The sequence below is a fragment of the Mesorhizobium sp. 131-2-1 genome, from assembly GCF_016756535.1.
In the GTDB taxonomy this organism is placed as follows: Bacteria; Pseudomonadota; Alphaproteobacteria; order Rhizobiales; family Rhizobiaceae; genus Mesorhizobium.
This window is the reverse complement of sequence record NZ_AP023247.1, coordinates 3,523,625-3,550,088: the sequence shown is the minus strand read 5'-3', so window position 1 is coordinate 3,550,088 and position 26,464 is coordinate 3,523,625. Positions and strand designations below refer to the sequence as shown.

Below are 26,464 nucleotides of genomic sequence, written 5' to 3'. Positions count from 1 at the left end.
TCGCTGCGCGCAGAAATTGAAGTTTGCATGCCTTTGCTACGCTCGAACACAGCGGACAAATTCATTGTGGACCGCAGGAAACCGCATCGCAACAGCGATGTGGCGCGCGCGGTGCGCAGGACGCGCGACCGTCTTTCGCAACAGGCCGGCAATCTCGACTTCGACCGCGAGCTGCTGAAACTGCACGCCCGCACCATGGTGGTCAGCGCGACGGCCATGCCGATCCTGGTGCTGGCGATCGCCGCGACCGGCCTGCTGGCCGGCCTCGACAAGAAGATCGGCATCTGGGCGCTGTTCACGCTGCTTTGCTACGCGATCGTTGCCTTCATGGCCCGGCGCGTGGAACGGACGGAGGCATCCCAGCTCGATCCCTCGCAGACGCGGCGCGACTTCCTGATCGGCCATTTCCTGTGCGGTCTGGGCTGGGCCTGGTTCGCCTGGTTCGGCTGCGACACCTGCCAGGTCGATCAGTTCCAGGTGATCAAGGCGATGGTGCTTCTGGTCGCCATGGCGGCAACCGCGGTGATGGCGTCCTCGCTGGGCGGCGCGCTGCTGGCGACCTTCGCCATCCCCGTCGCCGTCTACGCCTATGCCGGGGCGCGGCTGTGGCTGCCGATCGAGGCGGTCATGGTCGCGCTGCTGGTCTCCGCCCTGCCGTTCTTTGGCTATGTCGCGCGCAATCTCAACCAGGCCTCGCTGATGCTTTTGTCGTTCCGCTCCGAAAAGGACGCGCTGATCGCCGAGGTGGAGACGGCGAAATCGATGTCGGACGAAGCACGGCGTCGGGCCGAGGATGCCAATCTGGCCAAGTCGCGCTTCCTCGCGTCGATGAGCCACGAGTTGAGGACCCCGCTCAACGCCATCCTCGGCTTTTCCGAAGTGATGGCCAACGAAGTGCTCGGGCCGATGAACAATCCAACCTATCGCGACTATGCCCATGACGTGCACGAGTCCGGCCAGCACCTGCTCGACCTGATCAACGAAATCCTCGACCTGTCGCGCATCGAGGCGGGCCGCTACCAGCTCAACGAGGAGCCGGTGATGCTGCTCAACATCGTCGAGGACTGCTGCCACATGATGGAGCTGAAGGCGCGCAACAAGGATATCCGCGTCGTCCAGGATTTTGAGACCACCCTGCCGCGCCTGTTCGCCGACGAGCGCGCGGTGCGGCAGATCGCGCTCAACCTTCTGTCCAACGCCATCAAGTTCACGCCGTCCGGTGGCGAGGTTCGCGTGCGCGTCGGCTGGACCGCCGGCGGCGGGCAATACATTTCGATCAAGGACAATGGGCCGGGCATTCCGGAAGAAGAGATCCCGGTGGTGCTTTCGGCCTTCGGCCAGGGGTCGATTGCCATCAAGAGCGCAGAGCAAGGCACCGGTCTCGGCCTGCCGATCGTGCAGGGCCTGCTTGCCATGCATGGCGGCGAATTCGAGCTTCACTCCAAGCTGCGCGAAGGCACCGAGGCGATCGCCATCTTCCCGCTCAGCCGGGTGATGGAGGAACTGCCGGCGCTGCCGACCAAGGCGGTGGCGTCCCGCAAGCGATAGGTCAGGTTCTGACCGCCGCCGCCATGCCGGAACTGGTAAGCGCCGCCGCCTTGACGAGGCCGGCGGCGAGTGCCGCCCCCACCCCTTCGCCATGACTGACGCCGAGATCGAGCAGCGGCCGCAGCCCAAGCCGTTCCGCCGCCCTGGCCTGCCCTGGTTCCGGCGACAGACTGGCAAGCAGGCAATGGTCGAGCGCGGCGGAGCTAACCGCCTGCAGCACAGCGGCCGTCGCGGTCGCCGCAAACCCGTCGAGCAGCACCGGGATCTTCTGCATGCGGGCAGCCAGGATGGCGCCGGCAATCGCGGCGAACTCACGGCCGCCGACACGGCGCAAGGCTTCGAGCGGATCATCGAGGCTGTCGCCGTGCAAGGCGAGCGCCCGATCGACCGCTTCGGCCTTGCGCGCCATCATCGCCGCGTCGGCGCCCGATCCAGGCCCGACCCAGTCGGCGCCCGCGCCGCCCAACAGCGCCGCGCACAGGGCAGCGGCGATGGTGGAATTGCCGACACCGAGATCGCCAAGGCAGATGAGATCGGCGCCGCCGGCGACCGCCTCCATGCCGAAGGCCATGGTGGCGGCGCAGCCACGTTCGTCGAGCGCCGCCTCCTCGGTGATGTCTCCGGTCGCAACATCCAACGCCAGGTCGAAGACCTTGAGGCCGAGGTCGTTGGCGATACAGACCTGGTTGATCGCGGCTCCGCCGGCCGCGCACAGCTCCACCGCATTGGCGGTGGCCGCCACCGGCCGCGGTGAGATGGCGTGACGGGTGACGCCATGGTTGCCGGCGAAGATCGCCACCTGCGGCCGCCTGACCGCCGGCGGCGCCTGCCCGCTCCAGGCGGCGAGCCAAGCGGCGATGTCCTCGACGCGGCCAAGCGAGGCCCCGGGTTTGTCGGCCTTGGCGAACAGCGCGCGCACGAGCGCCTCGGCCGCCAGATCGGGCGGCGGCAGGTTTGCCAGAAGGTTGCGGAAATCGTCGAAGGGCGATGCGCTGGTCATGCGGACTACATCGTTGCTGAAGGTGTAGAGCGGCATAGACGTCTTGTCCCGCCGGCACAACCTTTCGGTCACTGCCGCGAAAACACCAGAGCGCGCCGTATTCCCCGGGGCTTGCATTGGCCCTGGCGTTGCACCATGTGGAAGTAGCGCAAGAGAACATCATGACGGCCATCGAATCCCCGTGCATCCTGGTTTGTTCGATCGACATGAAAACCGGCTTCTGCTTCGGCTGCGGCCGCACGCGCGACGAAATCGCCGCCTGGATCGGGATGACCCCGGAGGTCCGCCGCGCCGTCATGGCCGAACTGCCGGCCCGGTTGGAAACGGTGGAGCGCAGGCCGCGGCGGGAAACCCGCCGCACCCGCATGGCGCGCGAGCGCGACGCGCTGTCGTGAACGGACCACGCCGATGAACCGCCTGTTCTGGATCCTGATAGTGGTGATCGGCGCCGGCGTGCTGCTCCTGATGCTCAACGATTCGGCCGGCAGCACGTTTGGCGTCGAGAACTACGATTTCAGCCGGCTGATCTGGTTCGGCGCGTTCGGCACGCTGATCGGCGCCGGCCTGCTGCGCTCCGGCAGGCCGCTTGGCGACATGGCCCGCAATCTCGGCACCTGGGCCGTGATCGTGCTGGCGCTGATCGCAGGCTATCAATACCGCTACGAGCTGCAGGATATCGCCAGCCGGGTGACGGCGGGCCTTATCCCCGGCAGCCCGTTGGCGCTGGGCGTGGAGGACGGCCACGCCACGGTGACGCTGGACAAGGCCGACAACGGCCATTTCGAAGCGCGCATCCTGGTCAACGGTGCGGCAGTGCGCGCCGTCGTCGACACCGGCGCCACCAGCATCGTGCTGACCGCGGAGGATGCCCAGGCGGCCGGCTTCAATCCGGCCGCGCTCAACTTCACCATACCGGTTTCGACAGCCAACGGCATGGCGCGCGCCGCCGCCGTGAAGACCGAAGAGGTGGCGATCGGCGGCATCGTGCGCAAGGGCATGCCCGTCATGATCGCCGCGCCCGGCATGCTCAGCCAGAGCCTGCTCGGCATGAACTTCATCGGCTCGCTGTCGGGGTTCGACGTGCGCGGCGACCGCATGGTGCTGCGGGACTGATCGGACTCAAGCCGCTTCGGCGGCCGCCCTGCTGAAGTCGACCGCCGCGAAGGCCGTCTTCAAGACATCCGGTCCGGCTCCCGGCCTCGTCGCATCGGTCGACAGGATCTGCCGGTAGCGGCGCGCGCCTGCCAGCCCGTGGAACAGGCCGACCATGTGGCGCGTGACATGGCCGAGCCGCCCGCCTTTCTCAATATGGCGCGCGGCGTAGGCGGCCATGGCGTCGATCAGCGCGGCGTAGTCGAACGCGGCAGGCGCGTCGCCGTAGAACATGGCACCGGCGCCGGCGAGGATGCCCGGCGTATGGTAGGCGGCGCGGCCGAGCATGGCGCCATCGACATGGCCGAGATGTTCGAGCGCCGCGTCCAGCGATTGAATGCCGCCATTGATGCCGATGAATTCATTCGGCTTTCTGGCTTTCAGCCGATAGACCCTGCCATAGTCGAGCGGCGGGATATCGCGGTTTTCCTTCGGGCTCAGACCCTCCAGCCAGGCCTTGCGGGCATGCACCCACAAGGCGTCGGCGCCGGCCGCGAACACGCCGTCGGCCAGGGCGTCGAGCGCAGGCTCCGGGTCCTGCTCGTCGACGCCGATGCGGCACTTGACGGTGACGGGGATTTTCACCCTGGCCTTCATCGCCGCGACGCAGCCGGCGACAAGCACGGGCGTCTTCATAAGGCAGGCGCCGAACGTGCCCGACTGGACGCGGTCGGACGGACAGCCGACATTGAGGTTGATCTCGTCATAGCCGAAGGCCTCGCCGATTGCCGCCGCCTCGGCAAGCTTTGCAGGATCGGAACCGCCAAGCTGCAGCGCCACCGGATGCTCCGCCTCGTCGAAGCCGAGCAGCCGCTCGCGCGCGCCCTGGATGACAGCGTCGGCTACCACCATCTCGGTGTAGAGCAGCGCCCGGCGCGTCAATTGACGGTGGAAGAACCGGCAATGCCGGTCCGTCCAGTCCATCATCGGCGCGATCGCCAGCCGGTTGATCACTTTGCTCATCCAATTCGTTTCCGCGAGCCGCGTTCGCCCGATAGCAACGATGCCCGGCGCGCCGCACCATCTAGTCTATTTCGTGATTTTTTCAATCGCCGCATCATCGAGGCGGCCTCGGGCAAGCGCTTGCGACCTCCGAGTGGCACGCGACGTCTTGGCGCCTAAGCAACGGGCTCTCTGTCAACCCCGAGCCTTGTGCCGCCTTGCGATGGAGGCCGAGAATGCCAGCATACAACAAACCAAGGTCCGCGCCGCTTTGGCACGAACCCTGGCAAGCCAAGACGGGATACGTTGCCTACCGCCGCAACGCGTAGACGTTGTCCATCGCCTCACCGCCGATTAGAATCGGATTGGGCGGACCGGCGGCTCGCGATGGGGCCCCGCCAGCAGCCAGTATGGGCGCATCGCTAGGGCGGACCAGCATTCGAGCTTTGGTTCGCCATCGCCCGATATTGGGTATATGCTGATGTTGGAAAATGCCTGTGTTGGCTATTGAGTGGCAATGCAAGCGCATCGGCGCCTCGTTGCGATAGTCGCCTCCGATATTGTCGGATACTCGCGGCTTATAGAAGCCGACGAGTCGGCTACGTTGACTACGATACGAGAGCTGCGCCGTGTGGTTGTTGATCCGCTCCTTGCGCAGCACAGCGGCCATACTGTCAAGCTTATGGGTGACGGAGCGATCTTCGAGTTCGTATCCGTCGTTGACGCAGTTGCCTTTGCGACCCGCCTTCAAGAAGGCGTTGTCGCGCAACAAATCAACACGCCCCAAAACAAGCGCGTCGTCCTTCGCGTTGGGGTCAACGTCGGGGACGTTGTAGCCGAGGGGGACGACCTGCTCGGCGACGGCGTCAACGTGGCGGCTAGGCTTGAGCAACTTTGCGATCCGGGGAGCGTATTGATTTCCGGCACTGCCTTTGACCAGTTGCAAGGAAAATTGCCGTTTCCGATCGATTTTGTCGGCGACCAGCGCGTCAAGAACATCGCCCGTCCGGTTCGCACTTATCGAGTGCGGCTACGAGGGACGGGACGCCCTTGGCGGCTACGTGCCCGGCCGTACTTGTCTCGCATGAGACTATTGGCGCCTCTGTCCGCATTGCTCCTGATCGGCGTCGCCTGGATATTCTGGCCCGTGGAAGATGCTCATGTCTCGCGGACGATAGCGGTGCTTCCATTCGACAATTTGGATGGAGACGTCCGATGGACACGTCTTGCGGAAGGGCTCAGTGAGGACATCATAACTGATTTGGCGCGGCATCCCGACATCTTCGTGATCGCTCGCAACTCCAGCTTCGCCTACAAAGGAAAGAGCCCAGACATAAGGCAAGTCGGCCGAGAGCTCGGCGTTCGGTATGTCCTAGAAGGAAGCGTCCAAACTCAAGGACACCAGTTGAGAGTGACAGCGCAATTCATTGACGCGGCCTCGGGAGCTCACCTGTGGGCGCAACGGTACGATCAGGCTACCGACGACTTATTCTCGGTGCAGGACGAGATAACCGCTCGCGTGGTCGGCAGCATCGCTTCGACGTACTACGGCGAGATCGCACGGAGCAGCAGGGCGGTTGCCAAACGGAAGCCTCCCGCGAGCCTTGATGCGTACGATCTCTATCTGATTGGGATGGACAGTACCCAGAGTGTCACCAAGGAGGGAGTCCTAAAAGGTATCGAGTACCTCGAAAAGTCAGTGCGAATGGACCCGGAATTTGCACCGGCTTGGAGCCAGTTGGGCCTCGCATATTCGGTTGCTAGTACTCTAGGCTTCACTGACGATGTCGATACCGCCTTGCGGCACTTCCGGGAAGATACGACCCATGCACTGCAATTGGACCCAAATGATTGGATAGCGCTCGGACAGCGCGCGACGTTGCGTGCGGCGGACGGGGACATTCAAGGTGCGAAGGAGGATTTCGAGCGGGCGCTTGCAGTTGCTCCAAACGATGCTGATAACTTGGCTTTGATTGGGTACAACATGCCGCTCGTTATTGGTGATGCTAATCGCATGGTGGACACGGTCAATCACGCTCTGCTCCTAAATCCAAGCGCTCCCCCTTGGTACTACGGAGCGCTTGCAATCGCCCAATATGTCGCCGGAAACGACCGCGCCGCTATCGAAGCCGCGATGAAGGCTCCTGTTCATGGTGAGTCCTTGATGGTTCGTGCGATGGCCCATGCTCGACTCGGCGATCTTGAGCAGGCACACACGCTAGTCGAGCGTATCCGCGTCGAGTTTCCGGAGTTCTCCGTCGAAGGCTATGTTCGAACTTGGCCGGTAACAGCTCCCGATGCGCTGTCTGCCTTTTCCGAAGGCGCTAGCAAAGCCGGTCTCATTGCGAAGCCCGAGGATCTGACCGCGCCCCGATCAAACAACGGACCGTCTGCCGAAGCCCAATGAACGCCACCGGCAGACTATGAGGGTTCGCTAGGCGACGCAGAGCCAAAGTCCGCGCCTATGGCGCGAACCTCGGCCAGTTCTGGCGAGATAGAGCGGCTACCGCCGCAATGCGTAGACGTTGTCCATCGCCTCGCCGCCGATCGGCATGGCCATGTCGTCGTCGAGCAGACGGGTGATGCGGGCAAAGCCGGTAAAGGCCTTTCTCGCTTCCTCGGCCGACATATTGCCGGCCATCGCGGCGGAGCAGCAGTTCAGGGCGCATTGATAGACTGGTCCGCGCCGCCCCGACGGCCATTTCCGCAGGAACACCATCGCCTCGGCGACACTATCCACTTCTTCTACAGCCTGACCTTGCCCGGGCAGAATCCGCACGGGCGTAAAGAAATGCAAGCGATCCATCGTTTTCCTCCCGGCCGATCGCGGTGCACAGAACCACATTAAACACCCGGCGGGCCATTTGGTTCCACAAAAAAGCAAATGAGCGCGCAAAAAAGTGGCGCATCAGACGAATGCCGGCCGATTCCGGTCGGTGCGATCGAACGTCGGCAAAGCAGGGTTGAAAATCCGATCGCCGACTCGCGCGAAAAAAGGAGGAATCCGCAATACCGGCCTGCGATAAGCGTGATTCTCATTGAATATCTTTAAGGCCAAAGCCGGCAAATGGGTTGCTTGCCGGTTCCCTTGGGTCAGGCATAACCTGCGCAGCCAACGCGTGGAGGCGCGTCGCACAAGGGGAGGACATCGCAATGACCATACAAGGCGCATCGCCAGACCTGTATAATGAGGATCTGGCTCCGGCCAAGGTCCGCAACTGGGGACCATTCTCGATCTTCAACGTGTGGACGTCCGACGTCCACAGCCTCTGGGGTTACTACCTGGCGGCGAGCCTGTTCCTCTTCTGCGGCGGCTTCGTCAACTTCATCATCGCCATCGGCTTTGGTTCGCTCATCATCTACGCGCTGATGAACATGGTCGGCTATGCCGGCGTGAAGACCGGCGTGCCCTACCCCGTGCTTGCCCGTGCTTCATTCGGCATCTGGGGCGCCAACATCCCGGCGCTGGTCCGGGCCATCGTCGCCTGCTTCTGGTACGGCGCACAAACGGCGGCCGCCTCCGGCGCCATCGTGGCGCTGCTGACGCGACTGCAATGGTTCGACGAGTTCAACAAGACCTCGCACCTCCTCGGCCATTCCACCCTGGAAGTGATCTGCTTCGTCGTCATCTGGGCGCTGCAGTTGCTGATCATCCAGAAGGGCATGGAAACGGTACGCCGCTTTCAGGACTGGGCCGGTCCGGCGGTCTGGGTGATGATGCTGCTCCTGGCGATCTATCTCTGCGTCAAGTCGGGGACCTTTGCCTTCACCAGCGACATCCCGATGGATGTGCTGCGCGAAAAGACTGCCGATGCCGGCATTCCAGGCGATCCCGGCTCCTGGACCGCGCTCTTCGGCGTCGCGGCGATCTGGGTCACCTACTTCTCGGCGCTCTATCTCAACTTCTGCGACTTCGCCCGCTACGCGCCGGACAAGGCCGCGCTGCGCAAGGGCAATATCTGGGGCCTGCCGGTCAATTTGATCCTGTTCTCGCTCGTCGCCGGCGTCACCACGATCGCCGCCTACGATGTCTACCATGAGGTGCTGCTCCACCCCGACCAGATCTCGGCCAAGTTCGACAGCTGGTTCCTGGCGGCGCTCGCGGCGCTCACCTTCGCGGTGGCGACGCTCGGCATCAACGTGGTGGCGAATTTCGTCTCGCCGGCCTTCGACTTCTCCAACGTCTTTCCGCGCCAGATCGATTTCAAGAAGGGCGGCTACATCGCGGCCGTGATCGCTCTCGTGCTCTACCCCTTCGCGCCCTGGGAAGGCAGCGCCGCGCACTTCGTCGGCATCATCGGCGCGACGATGGGACCGATCTTCGGGGTGATGATGGTCGACTATTACCTGATCCGGAAGGGTGAGGTCGATGTCGAGGCGCTCTACCGCGAAGACAGCGAGTTCCGCTTCCAGGGCGGCTGGCACGTCAACGCCTTCATCGCCGCCGGCATCGGCGCGATCTTCTCCTCGATCCTGCCCAACTTCACCAACTGGCTGCCGTCCTGGTGGGGCGTCTATGGCTGGTTCTTCGGCGTGGCCATCGCCGGCGCCGTCTACTACGTGCTGCGCACCATGGCGCTCGGCGCTGGCGCCAGGACGGCGAAGGCTTGAAAATGAGGAGGCAGGCAGTAGGCGCTAGGGAATAGACAACTCTTGCCTACTGCCTACTGCCTACTGCCTACTGCCTACTGCCTACCATCTCGGCCAGCCTGCGCACCGTGTTCCAGTTGCGCGAAGTGCCGATGCCGAGCCGCTTGTGATTGGTCGCCGCGAGCAGCCGCGAGCTTGGCCGCTCGCGCGAAAAGACGACCCAAATGTCGCCCTCGACCGAAAGCACCTTTTCGTCCTCGGCGGCGTAGGCGTGCAGCGCCGCGACAGCGTCGGCAGACGCGGGCTTACGCATGACCCGTACGGCCACCTGATCGCCGGCTTCCGCCGATTCGACCGGGAACGGATTGCCGCTGACAAGCCTCAGCCAATCGTCGGCGCCGCGCACGATGATGTCGACGTGGCGGCCGAACGTCTTTTCGAACGCTGCTTCCAGCCGTAGTTCGAGATCGGCAGTTTTGGTTGCCCGCGCTTCGAACACCAGATTGCCGGTCGCCACCAGCGTGCGGACATTCTTCAGGCCAAGGCCTTCCGCCATCGCCTTGAGGTCGGCCATGACCACGCGCCGTCCCTCGCCGAGGATGATGCTGTAGAGCAGCGCGATATAGGTCTGCATGGCCGGTCCGCCAGCCGATGGTTCAAACCAGCCGGGACTGGTCCACCGCGGCCGAGATGAAGCTGGCGAACAGCGGATGCGGATCGAGCGGCCGGCTCTTCAGTTCCGGGTGGTACTGCACTCCGATGAACCAGGGATGGTCGGGATATTCGACCGTTTCCGGCAGCACGCCGTCGGGCGACATGCCGGCGAAGACCAGGCCGCATTCCTCGAGCCGCTGCTTGTAGTCGATATTGACCTCGTAGCGGTGCCTGTGGCGTTCGGAGATCTGGGTGTCGCCATAGATCTCGGCGATCTTCGAACCCTTGCTCAACTCCGCCTGATAGGCGCCAAGCCGCATCGTGCCGCCGAGGTCGCCGGTTTCCCTGCGCTTCTCCAGCATGTTGCCCTTCAGCCATTCGGTCATCAGGCCAACAACAGGCTCCTCCGTCGGACCGAATTCGGTCGACGAGGCATGCTCGACGCCGGCCAGCGAGCGCGCCGCCTCGATGCAGGCCATCTGCATGCCGAAGCAGATGCCGAAATACGGCACCTTGCGCTCGCGCGCGAACTTCGCCGCCAGGATCTTGCCCTCCGAGCCGCGTTCGCCGAAGCCGCCTGGCACGAGGATGCCATGCACCCTTTCCAGCCAGGGCGTCGGATCTTCCTTCTCGAAGATCTCGCTCTCGATCCAGTCGAGCTTGACCTTGACGCGGTTGGCGAGGCCGCCATGCGAGAGCGCCTCGATCAGCGATTTGTAGGCATCCTTGAGGCCGGTGTACTTGCCGACGATGGCGATGGTCACCTCGCCTTCCGGATTGTGGATGCGGTTGGAAAGCGCCTGCCAGGGCTCCATGCGTGGCTTCGGCGCCGGATCGATGCCGAAGGCGGCGAGCACTTCCGAATCCAGCCCTTCCTTGTGATAGGCCATCGGCACGTCGTAGATGTGCGGCACGTCGAGCGCCTGGATGACCGCGCTTTCGCGGACATTGCAGAACAGCGAAAGCTTGCGGCGCTCTTCCTTGGGGATAGGCCGGTCGGCGCGCACCAAAAGGATATCGGGCGCGATGCCGATGCCGCGCAACTCCTTGACGGAGTGCTGCGTCGGCTTGGTCTTCAATTCGCCGGCCGTCGGGATGTAGGGCATCAGCGTCAGGTGGACATAGACCGCGTTGTTGCGCGGCAGGTCGTTGCCGAGCTGGCGGATCGCCTCAAGGAACGGCATCGCCTCGATGTCGCCGACCGTGCCGCCGATCTCGCACAGCACGAAATCGTAGTCGTCATTGCCGTCGAGGACGAAATGCTTGATCTCGTCGGTGACGTGCGGAATGACCTGAACCGTGGCGCCGAGATAGTCGCCGCGCCGCTCGCGCTCGATGATGTTCTTGTAGATGCGGCCGGTGGTGATGTTGTCCTGCTGGTTGGCCGAGCGCCCGGTGAAGCGCTCATAGTGGCCGAGGTCGAGGTCGGTTTCCGCGCCGTCGTCGGTGACGAACACCTCGCCATGCTGGTAAGGCGACATCGTGCCGGGATCGACATTGAGGTAGGGATCGAGCTTTTTTATCCGCGCGCGATAGCCCCGCGCTTGCAGGAGAGCCCCAAGAGCTGCCGCAGCGATGCCTTTTCCGAGTGAGGAAACCACGCCGCCAGTGATGAATACATATCGCGCCATGGGAGTCATCGCTTAACGCGGCCGGATTGATTCCGCCAGAGAAAAAACCGCCGCGAAGGCTTTTTCCCAAGAAGGCGCGAAGCCCCGAAGGGCAAGGAATAGTTTCAGTCAAAACAAAAGGGCCGGCTGAGCCGGCCCTTTCGGCATGATGGGCGAAAGCCTCAGATAATGACGACCTTGGTGCCGACCTTGACCCGGCTGTAGAGGTCCATCACGTGCTCGTTGATCATGCGGAAGCAGCCGTTGGAAGCGCTGGTGCCGATCGACTGCGGCGCGATGGTCCCGTGGATGCGCAGATGCGTATCCTTCTTGCCGTCGTATAGGTAGATGGCGCGCGCGCCGAGCGGGTTCTCGCCGCCGCCGGGCATGCCGTCCTTGTACTGGCCGTAGTGCTTCGGCTCACGCTTCTGCATGTCGAGCGTCGGAATCCAGCGCGGCCATTCCTGCTTGTCGCCGACAGCGACCGTGCCCTTGAACTGCAGGCCCTCGCGGCCGACCGCGATGGCATAGCGGCGTGCGGTCGAAAACGACTCGACCAGGTAGAGGCGGCGGGCGCTGGTGTCGATGACGATCGTGCCCGGCTCATAGCCGGTGAAGGTGACGTCCTGCGGCACGAATTCCGGCTTCACCTTGAATGGCTTCCTGGCGTCCTTCTTGGCGAGAGCCGAATCAAGGGCGCGCGTCTCGGGCAGATAGCTGATCGATGACGACGACGACCCGCCGAACAGACCTGCGAACAGGCCGCGGCTGGTCGGCTTCTGGCCGGGCGCCTCGCTGCGCAGCTCGCCATTATTGCCGGTCAGGGCGACGTTCATGGCCTCGACCGGGGTCGGTTCCGCCGACGGGATCGGTTCGACCGGCGCGATCGGCTCGATGATCTTCACGGTCTTCTTGCCGACATTGGCGTCGGCCACCTTCGTCTCGGTGGCGGACTGGCCCTTCTTCGCCAGCCATTCCTGGCGGGCCGCGTCGGCCTTGGCCTTGGCTGCGTCGCGCATCGCCAGCTTGCGGGCTTCGAGCGCCTTGGCGCGCGCCGTTTCCTTGTCGGCCGCGATCTTGTCCTCGAGCTTGCTGATCTGGGCGAGATCGGCCGGCGTCGGGTTTTTCTTCTTCTTGAGAAGCTTCAGCTGCGTAGCGTCGCTTTTCATGGCGACATTGATGGCACCGGTTATCTCGACTGACGGCGATGCGGCCATGTTTGCCGGCGTGCCGGCGATGGCTGCGGAACTCATGCCGAGCACGGCAAGGAATCCCATGAAAATGAAGCTGCGAAGCTGCATGGCGAAGATCCGATCGTGTAATGCTTTGTTGCCACGGCGTCGCCCGGCGCCCCCCAAGGACGCCGAAAGTGCCGCGCGCAATGTATAATCGATCAGGCCACGACGCCTCAAGCGCGCCGACGGTCTACGCCCGGTTGAATCTTCGTGAACGTGCGGCATTTGCCGCGACTGTGTTCAAACGACAACAGATCGCGGCCGGACAAGCTTGTCGGGCTATTGGTTCGGGACTTGCGGGGTGACCGGCAAGGTGACGCCATTGGCCGCCGGCGGGGTGGCGGGATTCGCGGGTGCCGGCGCTGCTGGAGCGGTCGCGGGAGCCGTCGTTGCCGCGCCGTTGCCCGACGGGGCCGGCGTCGCGCTGCTGCTGGCGGGTGCCGCCGGCGTCGTCGAACTGGACGGAGCAGCGGGTGTGGTGGCGCCCGCTGGCGCGTTGCCCGGAAGCTGGTCGAGCACGCCCTTGCTCGAGGAGGCCGGAACGCGATCGAGGATGTCGATCGGCTTTTCTCCATAGCGCGCGACAAGCGACAGGGTGAGAGAGGTAGCGAAGAAGGCCGCCGCCAGGATCGCCGTCGCCCGCGTCAATGCGTTGGCGGCACCGCGCGCCGTCATGAAACCCGAACCGCCGCCGATACCGAGACCGCCGCCTTCGGAGCGCTGCAGCAGCACCACGCCGACAAGCGCGAGCACGACCATGAGGTGAACGACGATCAGTACGGTTTCCATGATTTATCCTGGCAAGGCCTTGCGCGGCCGCGGATACGACCGTTGATTTGGAGGCGGCTCCTTACAATGCTTTGATGGCATTTCCAAGCCCGTGGCCGGAATATGGGGAGCAATGCGGCCTTTGCAACGATTCCGCCCGCGCCGGCCGGTTGGCTCCGCGATCAGGAGATGTTCCGATAGGCCTCGGCGATGCCGAGGAAATCCGCCGCCTTCAGACTGGCGCCGCCGACCAGAGCGCCGTCGACATTGGCGACGCCGAGCAACTCCACAGCGTTGGACGGCTTGACCGAGCCGCCATAGAGGATGCGTATCTTCGCGGCCGCGCCGCCAAGCAGCTCCGTCAGCTCTGCACGGATGTGCGCGTGCGCCTCGGCGACATCGTCGGCGGTCGGCGTCAGGCCGGTGCCGATCGCCCAGACAGGTTCGTAGGCTATGATCGTGTTGGCAGCCGTGGCGCTCGTCGGCACCGAACCCGCGATCTGGCGCGACAGCACGTCAAGCGTCGTGCCGGCCTCGCGCTCCGCCCTTGTCTCGCCGATGCAGATGATGGCCACCAGCCCGGCCCGCCATGCCGCTGAGGCCTTGGCGTGGATGGTGGCATCGTCTTCGCTGAGGTCGGCGCGGCATTCGGAATGGCCGACGATGACGTGGCTGGCGCCGGCGTCCTTCAACATCTCGGCCGAAATGCGCCCGGTATAGGCGCCGCTCTCCTTGGGATGGCAATCCTCGCCGCCGGCCCGGACCGGGGTGCGTGACAGGATTTCGGCGGCGTGCGCAAGCAGGGTCGCCGGCACGCAGACAAGCGCCTCGGTCTCGGCGTCGAGCCCACTCATGAAGCCGTTGCCGATCATCCTCAGTTCGTTGAGCGAGGCGCTGGTGCCGTTCATTTTCCAGTTGCCGGCAACGAGTGGGCGGATTCCAGGCGTCATGGCTTTGCTTCTCCGGGCGAGATTTGGCTTGCGCACTCACTATCAAAATCAGGCCACAAAGCAATCGACAGTGGACCGGAAGGGCGCTATTGCGCTTGTTTCAGACTCAGGCGCACGCAAAATGCGCAAAAATCGGAAGTAGGCATGCTTGGTATCTTGAGAAGCGCGGCGGGCACCTGGGTCGCGAAGGCGTTGCTGTCCCTGCTGGTGATCAGCTTTGCCGTCTGGGGTATTTCGGGGCGTCTGTCGGGAACTTTGGGCGGCCATCATTCCGTGATCACGGCCGGCGGCACGACGGTTTCGATCAACGAATACCGCCTCGCCTACGACCGCCAGGTCAGCGTCATGTCGCAGCAGTTCGGCCAGCGCATCACGCGCGAGCAGGCGCAGGCGCTCGGCATCGACAACCAGGTCCTGGCGCAGCTCGTTTCGGGCGCGGTGCTCGACGAGCAGGCCCGCAAGCTCGGGCTCGGCCTGTCCAAGGACCGGCTTGCCGAACTCACGCGCGAGGACCCGGCCTTCAAGGGCCCGAGCGGCCAGTTCGATCGCAGGACGTTCGAATATCTGCTGCGCCAGGTCGGCATGCGACCAGAAGACTACCTCAAGAACCGCGCCCAGGTTGCGGTGCGCCAGCAGATCGTCGAGGCGGTTTCTGACGGCCTCAAGACGCCGCAGACCTTCCTCAAGGCGGTCGCGCTCTACCGCGGCGAGGACCGCACCATCGACTATCTGACCTTGCCGAAGACGCTGGTCGAGCCGATCGAGGCGCCGTCCGACAGCGTGCTCCAGACCTATTTCGACGCCAACAAGAAGGCCTATGCGGCGCCCGAATACCGCAAGTTCTCCTATGTCAGGCTCGAACCGCAGGACATCATGGACCCAACCGCGGTAACCGATCAGCAGATCAGCGACGACTACAACAAGAACAAGGCGCGCTACACAACGCCCGAGATGCGCACCATCGAGCAGCTGGTGTTCACGACGCCGGATGCGGCCAAGGCCGCGTTCGATTCGCTGAAGGCGGGCGCGACCTTCGACAAACTCGTCACCGCTGAGGGCAAGACCCAGGCCGACACGCTGCTGGGCACGCTCGCCAAGGACAAGGTCGCCGACAAGGCGGTCGCCGACGCGGCCTTCAAGCTCGCCGCCAACGAGGTCAGCCCCGTCGTCCAGGGCGCCTTCGGCCCGGTGCTGCTGCGCGTCACCGAGATCAAGCCGGAGGTGGTGAAGCCGCTGGCCGAAGTGTCCGACCAGATCCGCAAAGACCTGGCGCTCGGCGAGGCAAGCCGCATCCTGCTCGACGTGCATGACAGCTACGAAGACACGCGCGCTTCCGGTAGTTCGCTTGCCGACGCCGCCGCCAAGCTGAAGCTCAAGGTCGTCACCATCGACGCGATCGACCGCACCGGCCAGCGGCCGGACGACACCATCGTCAAGGACCTGCCGGAATCTGCGGATCTCATCAAGGCGGTGTTCGCGGCCGAGCCCAATACCGAGAATGAAGGCCTGACCACCACCGACAGCGGCTTCGTGTTCTACGAGGTTCAATCGATCACGCCCGCCCGCGACCGCACGCTGGACGAGGTCCGTCAGAAGGTGGCGGCGGACTGGACGGCGGCCGAAACCGAAAAGCGGTTGGCCGCCAAGGCGGACGAACTCGAAAAACGGCTCAAGGCAGGGGCTACGCTCGACGTGATCGCCGGCGAGCTCAAGCTCGAGAAGCAGACCAAGCGCGGCCTCAAGCGCGAAGCCGATGACGCCGATTTCGGCAAGGAAGGCGCTGCCCAGATGTTCGGCGTCGGCGAAGGCGGCACCGGGCTGATCCCCTCGCCCACCGGCGACGGACAGATCCTGTACAAGGTGGCCGAGGTGTTCGAGCCGGCCGGCGCCGATGCCAGCTCCGTGCCTGACGACGCGCAGAAATCCTTCACCGCCGGCATGTCGGACGACCTGCTCGACCAGTTGGTGGCGCAGTTGCAGACGCAGTACGACGTCCGCATCGACCAGGCCGCCGTTGCCCAGGCACAGGCCCGATGAGCGCGCTGAAGGCCCATATCGCCAAGGTGGCGGCAGGCACCCCTCTCTCGTTCGAAGAGGCGCGCGAGGCGTTCGACATCATCATGTCCGGCGACGCGACGCCCGGCCAGATCGGCGGCTTCCTGATGGCGCTGCGCGTGCGCGGCGAGGCGGTGAGCGAGATTTCCGGCGCTGTCGCCACCATGCGCGCCAAGATGCTGCGCGTCGAGGCTCCGCACGGCGCCATCGATATCGTCGGCACCGGCGGCGACAATTCGCACAGCGTCAACATTTCGACCGGATCTGCCTTCGTCATTGCGGCGAGCGGCGTGCCGGTGGCCAAGCACGGCAATCGCGGCCTGTCCTCGCTGACGGGCGCCGCCGACGTGCTCACAGCGCTCGGCGTCAAGATCGACATCGGGCCGGAAACGATCGGCCGCTGCATCCATGAGGCCGGCGTCGGCTTCATGTTCGCGCCGGCGCATCATCCGGCGATGAAGCATGTCGGCCCGATCCGGGGCGAGCTTGGGACGCGGACCATCTTCAACCTGCTCGGACCGCTGTCCAACCCGGCCGGCGTCAGCAGGCAGATGGTCGGCGTGTTTCTGCCGGAATGGATCATGCCGGTGGCCGAGGCCCTGAAGGCGCTGGGCACAGAGCACGCCTGGGTCGTTCACGGCGACGGCTATGACGAGATCACCACCACCGGCGAAACGCAGGTGGCAGAACTCGCCGGCGACGAGATCCGCACATTCACGCTGACCCCCGAGGCGGTTGGCCTAGAGCGGCATACGAAGGACGAGCTGCGCGGCGGCGACGCGGCCTACAATGCCACCGCCTTGCGTGACATGCTGGCAGGTGCTGCCGGCGCCTACCGCGACACCGTGCTAATGAATGCCGGCGCGGGCCTCGTGGTGGCCGGCAAGGCGACGACGCTGGCCGACGGCATGGCGAGTGCGGCGCAAGCGATCGACAGCGGCCGGGCGCTCCAGGTGCTCAGCCGGCTGGTCGAAATCTCGAACGGGTAGAGCCCTTGTCCGATATCCTGCGCAAGATCGAAGCTTACAAGCGCGAAGAGATCGCGGCGGCAAAGCAGCGCGTGCCGCTGGCCGAGATCAAGGCGCGCGCAGGTCACGCCGAGGCGCCGCGCGGCTTTCTTGCCGCGCTCGAGGCCAGGCGCGCGGCCGGCGGCTTCGGGCTCATCGCCGAGATCAAGAAGGCGAGCCCGTCCAAGGGGCTGATCCGCGCCGATTTCGATCCGCCGGCGCTGGCCAGGGCCTACGCGAAAGGCGGCGCCGCCTGCCTGTCGGTGCTGACCGACGCGCCATCCTTCCAGGGCGCGCCGGAATTCCTCACCGCGGCACGAGCCGCAGTCGCCTTGCCCGCGCTGCGCAAGGATTTCCTGTTCGACCCCTATCAGGTGTTCGAGGCCCGCGCCTGGGGCGCCGACGCCATCCTGATCATCATGGCGAGCGTCGACGACGCGATGGCCAAGGAGCTCGAAGCAACGGCCTTCGACCTCGGCATGGAGGCGCTGGTCGAGGTGCATGACGAGGCCGAAATGGAGCGGGCGCTCCGGCTCTCGTCGCGGCTGATCGGCATCAACAACCGCGACCTCAGGACGTTCGAGACCAGCCTCGATGTCTCGGAGCGGCTGGCGGCGATGGTGCCGGCAGGCCGGCTGCTGGTCAGCGAAAGCGGCATCTTCACGCATCAGGACTGCCGCCGGCTGGAGAAGAGCAAGATCGGCACCTTCCTGGTCGGCGAGAGCATGATGCGGCAGGCCGACGTGGCCGCCGCGACGCAGCTTCTGCTCACGGGCAAGGCGCCGGATGCATCGGCCCGAAAATCGGAATCGATTTTCGGAGAGCACGATGCATAGATTTGAAGTGATAGAGCGTAGTTTGTGCGTCCGAAGGGACGCACATCGCTCTATGGCGATCTGAGCATGGCGGCCGCCCTCACCCATCTCGGCGCTTCGGGCGAAGCCAACATGGTCGATGTCGGCGACAAGGCCGAGACGGTGCGCACCGCAATCGCCGAGGGTTTTGTCTCGATGCGCGCCGAAACGCTGGAGATGATCCTTGCCGGCGACGCCAAGAAGGGCGACGTGCTGGGCACGGCGCGCATTGCCGGCATCATGGCGGCGAAACGCGCGCATGAATTGATCCCGCTCTGCCACCCGCTGCTTCTCACCAAGGTTTCCGTTGAGATCGAACCGGACACGTCCTTGCCCGGCCTGAGGGTCACCGCGCTTGCTCGCGTCACCGGCAAGACCGGCGTCGAGATGGAAGCGCTGACGGCGGCCTCGGTCGCCTGCCTCACCATCTACGACATGGCCAAGGCCGCCGACCGCGCTATGGTGATCTCCGGCATCAGGCTGGTCGAGAAGACCGGCGGCAAGTCCGGCGACTACAAGTCGGCCGGACGCGCGGAAAGCGCCTGATGGCGCTGGTCCCGGTCGCCGAGGCGCTCGAGCGCCTGCTGGACGGAGCTGCACCGCAGGCCAGCGAAAGCGTGGCGCTGATCGACGCCACCGGTCGGGTTCTGGCCGAGCCCGTGGTGGCATTGCGCACGCAACCGCCCTTCAACGCCTCCGCCATGGACGGCTATGCAGCGCGCGCCGCCGATGTCGCATCGGTGCCGGCGCGGCTTTCGGTGATCGGCATGGCGCCGGCCGGCCGCGGCTTCGACGGCAGCGTCGGCGCGTCGCAAGCCGTGCGCATCTTCACCGGCGCGCCGGTACCCGAGGGCGCCGACACCATCGTCATCCAGGAGAATGTCAGGGACCTCGGCGGCGGCACGGTCGAGGTGACCGAGCCGACGGCGCAAGGCCGCAACATCCGCCGCGTCGGACTCGATTTCGCGCAAGGCGATGTGCTGCTCGAAAGGGGCCGCCTGCTTGATCCCGCGGCACTGTCGTTGGCGGCATCCGCCAATCATCCGCGTTTGAGCGTGGTGAAGCGGCCGCTGGTCGCCATCATCGCCACCGGCGACGAACTGCTGCCGCCCGGCAGCGAGCTCGGTCCCGACCAGATCATTTCATCCAACGCCTATGGCGTCGCCGCCGCCGCGCAATCGGTCGGCGCCCGCGCGCTCGATCTCGGCATCGCCGCCGACCGCAAGGAAGCGATCGCCGCGCTGGTCAGGCAGGCGGTCGAGCAGGAGGCCGACGTCATTGTCACGCTGGGCGGCGCCTCGGTCGGCGACCACGATCTGATCCACGACGTGCTGACCGGCGAAGGCATGACGCTCGATTTCTGGAAGATCGCCATGCGCCCGGGAAAGCCGCTGATGTTCGGCCGGCTGGGCCGCACGCGCTGCATCGGCCTGCCGGGCAATCCTGTCGCCAGCCTGGTCTGCTCGCAATTGTTCCTGAAGCCGCTGCTGGCGCGGCTCGGCGGCCGCGACTTCCGGCAGGACATGCGCGAGGCGCTGCTGGGCGCGGCGATGCAGGCCAATGATCTCAGGCAGGATTACGTGCGCGCCGTGGTCCGCGAAGAAGCCGGCTCACTGGTTGCCACCCCCTTCGGCATCCAGGACTCCTCGATGCTGCGCATGCTCGCCGACGCCAACGGCCTTGTCGTGCGGGAACCCTTTGCCCCAGCCGCTGCCGCAGGCGACGCTTGCCGCGTGCTGATGCTACGCTGAACAAAACGTCAACGCATTCATTAAACTTTAAACGGTTGCGGAACACAACTGGAACAGATAGTGTTTGTTCTGGGTTTGTTTTTCCGATTCTGGTTTCAGAACCCGTGGGGGCCGCCATGCTGACGCGCAAACAACATGAACTCCTGATGTTCATCCATGAACGTCTGAAGGAAAGCGGCATTCCGCCCTCATTCGACGAGATGAAGGAAGCGCTCGATCTCGCCTCCAAATCGGGCATCCACCGGCTGATCACGGCGCTGGAGGAGCGTGGCTTTATTCGCCGGCTGCCGAACCGGGCGCGTGCGCTGGAAGTGCTGCGCCTGCCCGATTCGATCGCGCCCGGCCTCAATGCGGCGAAGAAATTTTCACCGAGCGTCATCCAGGGAAGTCTCGGACAGGGCAATCTCGGCCGGCAGATCAAACCGGCGTCGCCATCGCGCACCCCAAGCAACGATGACGACGCGGTGTCGGCGGTGTCGATCCCGGTGATGGGCCGCATCGCCGCCGGTGTGCCGATCGACGCCATACAGCACCAGACGCATTCGATCTCGGTGCCGCCGGACATGATCTCGGGCGGCGAGCACTATGCGCTGGAGGTCAAGGGCGATTCGATGATCGAGGCCGGCATCTTCGACGGCGACACGGTCATCATCCGCAACGCCGACACCGCGAGCCCCGGTGAAATCGTTGTGGCGCTGGTAGACGAGGAGGAAGCAACGCTGAAGCGCTTCCGCCGCAAGGGCGCATCGATCGCGCTCGAAGCCGCCAACCCGGCCTATGAGACCCGCATTTTCGGGCCCGACAGGGTCAAGGTGCAAGGCAAGCTGGTCGGGCTGATCCGGCGCTACTGAGCGGGCTGCGGCTTGGTGCCCGGCTGCTCGGGCCTCTCGTAAGGCGGCAGGCCGCGCGCCTCGCGTGAGTAGCTGCGCTGTTCGTGCCAGGGCCGGTACGGCTTTTCGACGGCGTAGCGGATTGTTGCCTGTGCGGTTGCTGATTGTCGATCGAAGAAGACGGCGGCACTCCCCGAACGAGCGAGCTGGCGCTTGGTGACGACGAGGGCCAGCGAGTTCCAGCAGGGGCTGTAGGCGGTGGCGTCGTCGATGACGATGAGGTCAGCGAAGGCGCAGGCCGGCCGCGCCGTCTTGCGGTCATCGGCGAGCGCCACGATCGCGCCGGACGGATGCCGGGCAAGGCATAGCCCGCCCTTGCAATAGAACGGCGAGCCCGACGGCAGCTCGAGCGGATCGATGTCGAAGCGCGCGTCCCCTGTCTCGAAGGTCTCCGGCTCGACGATGGTCTCGGCCACCAGCGCACGTTTCCAATTGTCAGTGGTGAATTCGTTCGGCCGCGCCCTGTTGATGGCGAGCTCGCCGCCGCCGATCGGCATTGCCACCAGATGCGCGTCCTCCGAGATGAGCACGTCCGGCGTGCGGACGTTCGAGACCGTCAGCAGGCTGGCCAGAGCGAAGGGAACGGCCGCCAGTCGCAGCCAGGTGGTGGCCATGGTTGCGATAACCAGCGCAATCGTCACAAAAACCACGGATTGGATGGAGATCAGCCCGACCGCATCGATCGGCGAGCGTTCGGAAATCCACGCCGAGACGGCGATCATCGCCGTCAGTCCCTTGCCCATGACATAAAGGAACGGACCGTCGGCGCCGAAAGGCATCGCCAGCGCGCTAAGCACGGCGAAAGGCATTACGACCAGCGAGACGATCGGCATCACGGCCAGGTTGGCGACAAGGCTGAGCGGCGAAACGCGCTGGAAGTGCCAGATGGCGAAATGTGCCGTGGCGCCGCCGGCAATGATCGAGGTCATGGCAAGGCCGCCCATCCCCAGCACCAACTTTCGCGACGCGAAGCGAAGGAACGACCGCTTTGGCGGCGGCGCGGTGATCCTGTCGGCGCGATAGTCGGCCCAGCCGGCATAGGCGCCGACGAGCGCGGCCGTGGCGGCAAACGACATCTGGAAACTTGGGCCGACCACTTCGTGCGGCGACACCAGGATGACGGCGATCGCCGAGATCGCCAGGTTGCGCATGGTGAGCGCGGCCCGGTCGAACAGCACGGCAACCAGCATCACCGCCAGCATGATGAAACTGCGTTCGGCGGCGACCACGACGCCGGAGAAGACGAGATAGGCGGCGATCGAAGCGAGCGCCGCGGCAGCGGCATATTTCTTGACCGGTCGGCGCGAGGCAAAGTCGGGAAACAGCGCGAAGGCGCCCCGCAGCAAGAGCATGATGGTGCCGGCGACCAGCGCCATGTGCAGGCCGGAGATGGAGATGATGTGGTAGATGCCGGTGCGCCGCATCGCCTCGTTGATCTCGTCGGGAATTCCGGCGCGCACACCGACGATCAGGGCCGCCGCAATCTCGCCTTCGGGGCCGCCGACCTGACCGCGGATGTGGTCGGCGATGCTCTCCCGCGCCTTCTCGACCGCAAAAGCGAGGCGCGCCGAGAGCGGCGCGTCTTCGCTGGCTATTGTCTTCGGATTGCCGAGGAAAAAGCCGCTGGCGCCGATGCCGGAAAAATAGCTGTCGAAGGAGAAGTCATAACTGTCCGGCCGCACCGGGCCGGTCGGCGGCAGCAGCCGGGCATAGCCCGAGATCAACACGCCAGCGATCATGTCCGGAGGAACTTCCCGGGCCGAAAGCCTCACTCGCTCCGGCGGGTAGCGCAGCTTGGGGTGAGCGGTGGCGATGACGTCGACGGTCAGCCTGACGCGGCCATTTTCCATCTCTTCCAGACTGACGAGCCGTCCGGTCAGCCGTGTCTGGATCTCGGAGCCGAGCATCGGCGTCGCGGCGCGCCAGGTCTCGACCTTGGCGGCGAGGAAGCCGAGCGCGCAAAACAGCGCCGCCATGAAGAGGAGATGCGTCTTCGCCCATGGGCGCGCAACGAGGGCGCAGACAGCCATCAGGACCACCACCGCGAGCGGCCTGTAGATATCCGGCTCGATGCTCAGCGAGAAGTAGAGGACCACGCCGGCCGCCAGGAACACCGGCACCAGCAGGAAGCCGATGCCGCGATCGAGCTCGGTCGCGGCGGCGATGCCGATGCTGTGATGAAATGCGGGCAGTGAAACGCGACCAAGCTGCCTGCGAAGCCGGACGGTTGCCGTTGGCGTAACCGAGCGGGACACTCCGCCGTCGGGCGGAATCTTCGTGGCCGGGCGCAGCTCAGGAAGCGCAAGCGGTGCTGTTTCGGCAGACGGCGTGTCGACAAACAGCAGGCGCTCGCTGACGCCAGCTGTCGTCCCCTCGCCCTCCTCCGCGCCCCGGCCTCGTCCAGCCATCGGGTCTGCCCCTTGCGCCCCAGACCTCCTATGCTACATGAACGCGCAACGCGCGAAAGTCCGCGCAATCACGCCCGCTTCAGCGCTTCCTCGAGAGTTCCATGTCCGACAAGGTCGTCACCCGTTTTGCCCCCTCGCCCACCGGCTATCTGCATATCGGTGGGGCGCGCACGGCGCTGTTCAACTGGCTTTATGCCAAGCATACCGGCGGCACGATGCTGCTGCGCATCGAGGACACTGATCGCGAACGCTCGACCGAGGCCGCGACCGCTGCCATCCTCGACGGGCTTACGTGGCTCGGCCTGTCATGGGACGGCGAGGCGGTTTCGCAGTTCGAGCGCGCGCCGCGTCATCGCGAAGTGGCCGAGGAGCTCGTGCGCCTGGGCAAGGCCTATTACAGCTACGAGACACCCGCGGAGCTCGAGGCGATGCGCGAGGCGGCGCGCGCCAAGGGCCTGCCGCCGCGCTATAACGGCCATTGGCGCGACCGCGACCCGTCCGAGGCGCCGACCGGCGTCAAAGGCGCGATCCGTATCAAGGCGCCGACCGAGGGCGAGACCGTCGTGCACGACCGCGTGCAGGGCGAGGTGCGCTTTCCCAACAAGGATCTCGACGACTTCATCATCCTGCGCTCGGACGGCAACCCGACCTACATGCACGCCGTCGTCGTCGACGACCACGACATGGGCGTCACCCACATCATCCGCGGCGACGACCACCTGACCAACGCCGCCCGCCAGACGGTGATCTACAACGCCATGGGCTGGGCGGTGCCGTCGATGTCGCACATCCCGCTGATCCATGGCGCCGACGGCGCCAAGCTGTCGAAGCGCCACGGTGCGCTCGGCGTTGAGGCCTACCGTGCCATGGGCTACCTGCCGGAGGCGTTGCTGAACTACCTCGCCCGCCTCGGCTGGAGCCATGGCGACGACGAGGTGATGTCGATCAAGGACATGATCTCCTGGTTCGACATCGGCGACGTCAACAAAGGCGCCGCCCGCTTCGACTTCGCCAAGCTCGAGGCGCTCAACGGCGTCCATATGCGCAAGATGGACGACAAGGCGCTTTTCGACATCTTCGTCGCCACCCTGCCCTATCTCGAAGGCGGCCCGGCGCTCGCCGCGCGGCTCGACGACGACGGCAAGAAGGCGCAGCTTCTCGCGGCCCTGCCCGGCCTTAAGGAGCGTGCCAAGACGCTGGTCGAGCTGGTCGACGGGGCAGGCTTCCTGTTTGCCGAGCGGCCGTTGCCGGTCGACGAAAAGGCGGCAGCGCTGCTTACCAGTGAGGCGCGCGCCGTTCTGCGCGGCGCCCATGCGGCATTGACGGCAGTTTCCGGCGACTGGACGGCCGCGGCCGCGGAGGCCGCGATCCGCGAGTTTGCCCAGGCCGGCGGTCATAAGCTCGGCGCCGTGGCGCAGCCCCTGCGGGCCGCTCTGACCGGCAGGAGCACGTCGCCAGGGGTGTTCGACGTCCTTGCCGTGCTCGGCCGCGGGGAAAGCCTGGCGCGCATCGCGGATCAAATCGATTAGGAGCGAACTGGCCCAAAAAGATTGGCATTGAAAGGTGCGTTTCGCAGTGCAACATTAGGCCTTGGCCCAATCTGGCACGCACCTCCTAAAATGCGGTGGCGAGTACGCGCATTCCGGTGATTTCGACGTGTCGTTTGCAGGAATTGCCTTGCCGGCATGAGGAAACGAAAAGGAGTTTGCTAATGAGCGAAGCTGCAACAAAACTGGACCTGGGCGCCAAACCGCACGCGTCGACCGCCAAGCTGGAGCTCGCCGGCAAGACGCACGAGTTCAAGGTGCGAAGCGGTTCCGTGGGGCCTGACGTCATCGATATCGGCGCGCTCTACAGCACCACCGGTGCCTTCACCTACGATCCCGGCTTCACCTCGACGGCCAGCTGCGAGTCGGCCATCACCTTCATCGACGGCGACGCCGGCATCCTGCTGCACCGCGGCTACCCGATCGACCAGCTCGCCGAGCATGGCGACTTCCTGGAGGTGTGCTACCTACTGCTCTACGGCGAATTGCCGACCAAGGCGCAGAAGGACGACTTCGACTACCGGGTGACGCGCCACACCATGGTGCATGAGCAGATGTCGCGCTTCTTCACCGGTTTCCGCCGCGATGCGCATCCGATGGCCGTCATGTGCGGCGTGGTCGGCGCGCTCTCGGCCTTCTATCACGACTCGACCGACATCTCGGATCCCTACCAGCGCATGGTCGCCTCGATGCGGCTCATCGCCAAGATGCCGACGATCGCTGCCATGGCCTACAAGTACCACATCGGCCAGCCCTTCATTTATCCGAAGAACGAGCTGAACTTCGCCGCCAACTTCCTGCATATGTGCTTTGCGGTGCCTTGCGAGGAATACAAGATCAATCCGGTGCTGGCGCGCGCCATGGAGCGCATCTTCATCCTGCATGCCGATCACGAGCAGAACGCCTCGACCTCGACGGTGCGGCTTGCCGGCTCGTCGGGCGCCAACCCGTTCGCCTGCATTGCCGCCGGCATCGCCTGCCTGTGGGGTCCCGCGCATGGCGGCGCCAACGAAGCGGCGCTCAACATGCTGGGCGAGATCGGCCATGTCGACCACATTCCGGAATTCATCGCCCGCGCCAAGGACAAGAACGATCCGTTCCGGCTGATGGGCTTCGGCCACCGCGTCTACAAGAACTACGATCCGCGCGCCAAGATCATGCAGAAGACCGCGCATGAGGTGCTGGGCGAGCTCGGCATCAAGGACGATCCGCTGCTCGACATCGCCATGGAGCTGGAGAAGATCGCGCTGACCGATGCCTATTTCATCGAGAAGAAGCTCTACCCGAACGTCGACTTCTATTCCGGCATCACCTTGAAGGCGCTGGGCTTCCCCACCACCATGTTTACCGTGCTGTTCGCGGTCGCCCGCACCGTCGGCTGGATCGCGCAGTGGAAGGAAATGATCGAGGATCCGCATCAGAAGATCGGCCGGCCGCGTCAGCTCTATACCGGCGCGGCGGAGCGCGACTACGTGCCGATCGCCAAGCGCTGATCGAGCCCGC

General features: G+C 64.9%; 22 protein-coding genes. 13 read left to right on the top strand and 9 right to left on the bottom strand.

The window, feature by feature from the left end:
- Positions 1-27 precede the first annotated feature (27 nt).
- Positions 28-1,548 (top strand): ATP-binding protein, encoded by a 1,521-nt coding sequence (locus JG743_RS17125; protein ID WP_202291885.1) that lies wholly within the window; start codon positions 28-30, stop codon positions 1,546-1,548.
- 1 nt (position 1,549) lies between these two features.
- On the opposite strand, the gene JG743_RS17120 is transcribed toward JG743_RS17125, so the two are convergent.
- Positions 1,550-2,548 carry a nicotinate-nucleotide--dimethylbenzimidazole phosphoribosyltransferase gene (locus JG743_RS17120; protein WP_202302670.1) on the bottom strand — a complete coding sequence of 333 codons (999 nt, stop codon included), beginning with the start codon at positions 2,546-2,548 and terminating at the stop codon, positions 1,550-1,552.
- 161 nt (positions 2,549-2,709) lie between these two features.
- Between JG743_RS17120 and JG743_RS17115 the strand changes: the two genes are divergently transcribed.
- Both JG743_RS17115 and JG743_RS17110 read left to right on the top strand, forming a co-directional pair.
- A complete protein-coding gene (locus JG743_RS17115) occupies positions 2,710-2,943 on the top strand; it encodes a DUF1289 domain-containing protein (RefSeq protein WP_202291883.1) in 234 nt (77 codons plus the stop codon).
- 13 nt (positions 2,944-2,956) lie between these two features.
- Complete coding sequence (locus tag JG743_RS17110) at positions 2,957-3,661, top strand: TIGR02281 family clan AA aspartic protease (RefSeq protein ID WP_202291881.1); 705 nt, start codon at positions 2,957-2,959, stop codon at positions 3,659-3,661.
- 6 nt (positions 3,662-3,667) lie between these two features.
- Here JG743_RS17110 and dusA read toward each other — a convergent pair whose 3' ends face one another.
- Positions 3,668-4,663, bottom strand: coding sequence for a tRNA dihydrouridine(20/20a) synthase DusA (gene dusA, locus JG743_RS17105; protein WP_202291879.1), 996 nt, complete (start codon positions 4,661-4,663; stop codon positions 3,668-3,670).
- A 496-nt stretch (positions 4,664-5,159) separates the two neighbouring features.
- On the opposite strand from dusA, the gene JG743_RS17100 reads away from it, so the two are divergent.
- Positions 5,160-7,049 carry an adenylate/guanylate cyclase domain-containing protein gene (locus JG743_RS17100; RefSeq protein WP_202291877.1) on the top strand — a complete coding sequence of 630 codons (1,890 nt, stop codon included), beginning with the start codon at positions 5,160-5,162 and terminating at the stop codon, positions 7,047-7,049.
- Positions 7,050-7,145: 96 nt separating this feature from the next.
- On the opposite strand, the gene JG743_RS17095 is transcribed toward JG743_RS17100, so the two are convergent.
- The gene (locus JG743_RS17095; RefSeq protein WP_202291875.1) at positions 7,146-7,448 is read right to left on the bottom strand and encodes a DUF982 domain-containing protein; all 303 of its coding nucleotides are present in this window, start codon (positions 7,446-7,448) and stop codon (positions 7,146-7,148) included.
- A 347-nt stretch (positions 7,449-7,795) separates the two neighbouring features.
- Between JG743_RS17095 and JG743_RS17090 the strand changes: the two genes are divergently transcribed.
- The gene (locus JG743_RS17090; protein WP_202291873.1) at positions 7,796-9,253 is read left to right on the top strand and encodes an NCS1 family nucleobase:cation symporter-1; all 1,458 of its coding nucleotides are present in this window, start codon (positions 7,796-7,798) and stop codon (positions 9,251-9,253) included.
- A 67-nt stretch (positions 9,254-9,320) separates the two neighbouring features.
- Here JG743_RS17090 and JG743_RS17085 read toward each other — a convergent pair whose 3' ends face one another.
- The 5 genes from JG743_RS17085 to tpiA all read right to left on the bottom strand — a co-directional run bounded on the left by JG743_RS17085 (position 9,321) and on the right by tpiA (position 14,449).
- Positions 9,321-9,866, bottom strand: a complete 546-nt coding sequence (locus JG743_RS17085; protein ID WP_202291871.1) for a DUF1697 domain-containing protein — start codon at positions 9,864-9,866, stop codon at positions 9,321-9,323.
- Positions 9,867-9,888: 22 nt separating this feature from the next.
- Positions 9,889-11,526, bottom strand: coding sequence for a CTP synthase (locus JG743_RS17080; RefSeq protein ID WP_274608483.1), 1,638 nt, complete (start codon positions 11,524-11,526; stop codon positions 9,889-9,891).
- Between the two features lie 152 nt (positions 11,527-11,678).
- On the bottom strand, positions 11,679-12,797 hold the full coding sequence (locus JG743_RS17075) for a L,D-transpeptidase (RefSeq protein ID WP_244672811.1): 1,119 nt from the start codon (positions 12,795-12,797) through the stop codon (positions 11,679-11,681).
- Positions 12,798-13,010: 213 nt separating this feature from the next.
- Positions 13,011-13,520 (bottom strand): preprotein translocase subunit SecG, encoded by a 510-nt coding sequence (secG, locus tag JG743_RS17070; protein ID WP_202291865.1) that lies wholly within the window; start codon positions 13,518-13,520, stop codon positions 13,011-13,013.
- A gap of 161 nt (positions 13,521-13,681) precedes the next feature.
- On the bottom strand, positions 13,682-14,449 hold the full coding sequence (gene tpiA, locus JG743_RS17065; RefSeq protein ID WP_202291863.1) for a triose-phosphate isomerase: 768 nt from the start codon (positions 14,447-14,449) through the stop codon (positions 13,682-13,684).
- Between the two features lie 144 nt (positions 14,450-14,593).
- Between tpiA and JG743_RS17060 the strand changes: the two genes are divergently transcribed.
- The 6 genes from JG743_RS17060 to lexA all read left to right on the top strand — a co-directional run bounded on the left by JG743_RS17060 (position 14,594) and on the right by lexA (position 20,967).
- Positions 14,594-16,486, top strand: coding sequence for a SurA N-terminal domain-containing protein (locus JG743_RS17060; protein ID WP_202291862.1), 1,893 nt, complete (start codon positions 14,594-14,596; stop codon positions 16,484-16,486).
- A complete protein-coding gene (trpD, locus tag JG743_RS17055) occupies positions 16,483-17,493 on the top strand; it encodes an anthranilate phosphoribosyltransferase (protein ID WP_202291860.1) in 1,011 nt (336 codons plus the stop codon). Before JG743_RS17060 ends, trpD begins: the two co-directional genes overlap by 4 nt.
- 5 nt (positions 17,494-17,498) lie before the next feature.
- Positions 17,499-18,347: an indole-3-glycerol phosphate synthase TrpC gene (trpC, locus tag JG743_RS17050; RefSeq protein WP_202291858.1), complete on the top strand. Its 849-nt coding sequence runs from the start codon at positions 17,499-17,501 to the stop codon at positions 18,345-18,347.
- A gap of 66 nt (positions 18,348-18,413) precedes the next feature.
- On the top strand, positions 18,414-18,911 hold the full coding sequence (moaC, locus tag JG743_RS17045) for a cyclic pyranopterin monophosphate synthase MoaC (protein WP_202291856.1): 498 nt from the start codon (positions 18,414-18,416) through the stop codon (positions 18,909-18,911).
- Complete coding sequence (locus JG743_RS17040; protein WP_202291854.1) at positions 18,911-20,116, top strand: molybdopterin molybdotransferase MoeA; 1,206 nt, start codon at positions 18,911-18,913, stop codon at positions 20,114-20,116. Before moaC ends, JG743_RS17040 begins: the two co-directional genes overlap by 1 nt.
- 116 nt (positions 20,117-20,232) lie before the next feature.
- On the top strand, positions 20,233-20,967 hold the full coding sequence (lexA, locus tag JG743_RS17035; protein ID WP_126054478.1) for a transcriptional repressor LexA: 735 nt from the start codon (positions 20,233-20,235) through the stop codon (positions 20,965-20,967).
- Here the strand turns inward: lexA and JG743_RS17030 are convergent.
- Positions 20,961-23,414: a ComEC/Rec2 family competence protein gene (locus JG743_RS17030; protein WP_202291852.1), complete on the bottom strand. Its 2,454-nt coding sequence runs from the start codon at positions 23,412-23,414 to the stop codon at positions 20,961-20,963. The two genes, lexA and JG743_RS17030, sit on opposite strands and share 7 nt — an antisense overlap.
- 101 nt (positions 23,415-23,515) lie before the next feature.
- Between JG743_RS17030 and gltX the strand changes: the two genes are divergently transcribed.
- Both gltX and gltA read left to right on the top strand, forming a co-directional pair.
- Positions 23,516-24,943 carry a glutamate--tRNA ligase gene (gene gltX / locus JG743_RS17025; protein WP_202291842.1) on the top strand — a complete coding sequence of 476 codons (1,428 nt, stop codon included), beginning with the start codon at positions 23,516-23,518 and terminating at the stop codon, positions 24,941-24,943.
- 182 nt (positions 24,944-25,125) lie between these two features.
- Positions 25,126-26,454 carry a citrate synthase gene (gltA, locus tag JG743_RS17020; protein WP_202291840.1) on the top strand — a complete coding sequence of 443 codons (1,329 nt, stop codon included), beginning with the start codon at positions 25,126-25,128 and terminating at the stop codon, positions 26,452-26,454.
- Positions 26,455-26,464: the final 10 nt, after the last annotated feature.